The organism is Elstera sp. (assembly GCF_044372965.1).
GTDB lineage: Bacteria > Pseudomonadota > Alphaproteobacteria > Elsterales > Elsteraceae > Elstera.
On record NZ_JBILQX010000292.1, the window covers coordinates 1 to 2756 of the forward strand.

Here is a 2756-nt window from a genome sequence, read left to right on the forward strand (position 1 = left end):
GAACGGCGCGGGCGCGGACTTCAGGAGAAAACTTGTTCGTCGTCTTGCTTGTCATAGACCCTACTTCTCACGAGTTGGGGTCTCCGGCAAACTCGGGGCGGTTCACACCCGATCAGAAGCGCTGATCAGGGCGGGGTGGTTGCAGGTCTGGACCTGCGGGCGAGGGGATGGACAGACGGTGATGTCCATCCCATCTCTTCAGGACCAACCTTTCTGTTTATGTGAAGGGACGATCATGCGACCGCTCGGGTATTTTTTGATCGTTGCAAACCTCGGTCTATCGCTTTCAGCGCGCGCGCAAGAGCCGCGCGGGGCAGAGCTTGAATATCGCGTTTATGTGGGCGGTATTGCCGCCGCCCGCTATTTTCTGCGCTATACCGCCTCCGACACCCGCACGGAAATCGCGCTGACAGCACAGACCGAGGGGGTTACGGATTGGATTATCGGCTGGCGCTCCTCGCAGTTTGCCGAAGCCGATGTGGACCCATTGTCCCCCAGCCGGGTTCAGCAGGTCGTGTTTCGCACCGAAGGCGTCTTTCGCGGCCAAGTGCGCCGTGTTGATCTGCGTTCCTACGCCAATCGGCCGGCCGATTGGCAGATTAGCCCGCCGGAGGACCCGGAGCCGCGCACGCCGATTCTGCCGGAGCAGACGGCGGGCACGCTTGATCCGCTAACAGGAACCTTTCTCGGTCTGCGCCAGCAGGCCGATACGGGCGGGTGCCCCACGCAAATCCCCGTTTTCGATGGCCGTCGCCGTTACGATGCGGTGTTCGCGCCGCCCCGAGCGGATGAACTGAAACCGTCTTCCTATACGATTTTCGCGGGGCCGACGTTGGTCTGCCAATTCACGATTAAGCGCATCGGCGGCTACGTTATCCGCGAGAATGATTGGAACCGCGCGGAAGATCGCGAAAAGCCAATTATTCTGCATTTGGGGAAAGTACTTCCCGGCTTGCCGCGTCTCCCCGTCCGGATTGAGAGTGAACTCACGGTGGGCAGCATTATCGTGCATTTGGTCGCCGCCCGCCCTGCAAGCGGGGTTACGCGCATGGCTGCCTTGCCCGCGCAATAGGCTTGTCTCTCTGGTTTCGGGCCAATATCCAAGGTGATAGTGTTCGGCGCTTAACGCCGCTCACCCGTTCGAACCGGAGACGACCCGATGAAGTTGACCGATACCGCCCTATTTCGCCAACACGCCTACATCAACGGCCAGTGGGTCGCCGCCGATGCGGGCGCGACGATTTCCGTCGATAATCCGGCGACGGGCGCGGCGATTGGGACGGTGCCGAATATGGGCGCGGTCGAAACCCGCCGCGCAATTGATGCCGCATCCGCAGCCTTTCCGTTGTGGGCCGCTAAAACCGCCAAAGAACGCGCCACTATTCTGAGCCGCTGGGCCGATCTTATCACCCAGAACGTCGAAGATCTGGCGCAGATTATGACAACCGAGCAGGGCAAGCCGCTGGCCGAAGCGCGGGGCGAAATCCTCTCCGGCGCGGCCTATATCCAATGGTTTGCCGAAGAAGGCCGCCGGGTGTATGGCGATTTTATTCCGCAGCCGCGCAGCGGCCAACGCTTGCTTGTTGTCAAGCAGCCGGTTGGGGTTTGCGGCGCGATTACGCCGTGGAATTTCCCTTCCTCGATGATCGCGCGGAAAGCCGGGGCGGCCTTGGCCGTTGGTTGTACTTTGGTGGTCAAACCCTCCGATCTCACGCCCTTTTCGGCGCTCGCTTTGGCGGAACTCGCCGAGCGCGCTGGGCTACCGGCGGGCGTGCTGAATATCGTTTTCGGCGATGCGCCGCCGATTGGCGATGAACTGTGCTTCAATCCGAAGGTGAAGAAGATCACCTTCACCGGCTCCACGGCGGTCGGTAAGCTGCTGCTCGGTAAGGCCGCGCAGACGGTGAAAAAGGTCAGCATGGAGTTGGGCGGCAATGCGCCGTTCATCGTGTTCGACGATGCCGATATTGACGCGGCGGTGGCGGGAGCAATCCTCTCCAAATACCGCAATGCCGGGCAAACCTGCGTCTGCGCCAACCGCGTCTTTGTTCAGGACGGATTTTACGACGCGTTTGCTGAAAAATTCACGGCTGCCGTGAAGGCGCTGAAAGTCGGTAATGGGCTGGAGGCAGGCACGACGACGGGGCCGCTGATCGATGATCGCGCGCTGGCCAAAGTCGAACGTATGGTGGCGGATGCGACCGATAAGGGCGCGAAAATCCTCACCGGCGGGCATAAGCACGCTTTGGGCGGTCGTTTCTACGAGCCGACCGTTCTTGCCAATGTAACGCCCGATATGGCCGTGATCCGCGATGAAATCTTCGGCCCGGTTGCGCCGCTGGTGCGCTTCAAGGATGAAGCCGAGGTTATTCACCTGGCGAATGATACCGATTACGGTTTGGCCGCCTATTTCTACGCGCGCGATCTTGGCCGCGTCTGGCGCGTCGCCGAAGCCTTGGAATATGGCATGGTTGCCATCAACGAAGGCGCGATTGCGACCGAAGTTGCGCCCTTCGGCGGTGTCAAACAGTCTGGTATGGGCCGCGAAGGCTCCAAATATGGCGTGGACGATTACGTCCAGATCAAGTTCCTCGCAATGGGCGGCATTGGAGCCTAAGCATGGCCTATGATTTCGACCTGCTGACGATTGGCGCGGGCTCCGGCGGGGTGGCGGGCTCCCGCCGCGCCGCCTCCTACGGGCCCCGCGTGGGGATCATTGAGGAAGCTCGCATTGGTGGTACCTGCGTGCTGCGCGG

At 61.0% G+C, this 2756-nt stretch carries 2 protein-coding genes and 1 pseudogene; all 3 read left to right on the top strand.

Translation table 11 applies throughout. The annotated features are described in order from the left end of the window. The first annotated feature begins 235 nt into the window (after positions 1 to 235). Positions 236 to 1072 carry a DUF3108 domain-containing protein gene (locus ACIQ36_RS19775; RefSeq protein ID WP_395832558.1) on the top strand — a complete coding sequence of 279 codons (837 nt, stop codon included), beginning with the start codon at positions 236 to 238 and terminating at the stop codon, positions 1070 to 1072. Between the two features lie 87 nt (positions 1073 to 1159). Beyond that, complete coding sequence (locus ACIQ36_RS19780) at positions 1160 to 2617, top strand: NAD-dependent succinate-semialdehyde dehydrogenase (protein ID WP_395832560.1); 1458 nt, start codon at positions 1160 to 1162, stop codon at positions 2615 to 2617. 2 nt (positions 2618 to 2619) lie between these two features. Next, positions 2620 to 2756, top strand: a pseudogene (locus tag ACIQ36_RS19785) (glutathione-disulfide reductase); the annotation flags it as partial.

What these genes read in the sequence shown, in the direction of transcription:
- ACIQ36_RS19775 (WP_395832558.1), top strand. Translation starts at nt 236, where the DNA reads ATGCGACCGCTCGGGTATTTTTTGATCGTTGCAAACCTCGGTCTATCG.
- ACIQ36_RS19780 (WP_395832560.1), top strand. Translation starts at nt 1,160, where the DNA reads ATGAAGTTGACCGATACCGCCCTATTTCGCCAACACGCCTACATCAAC.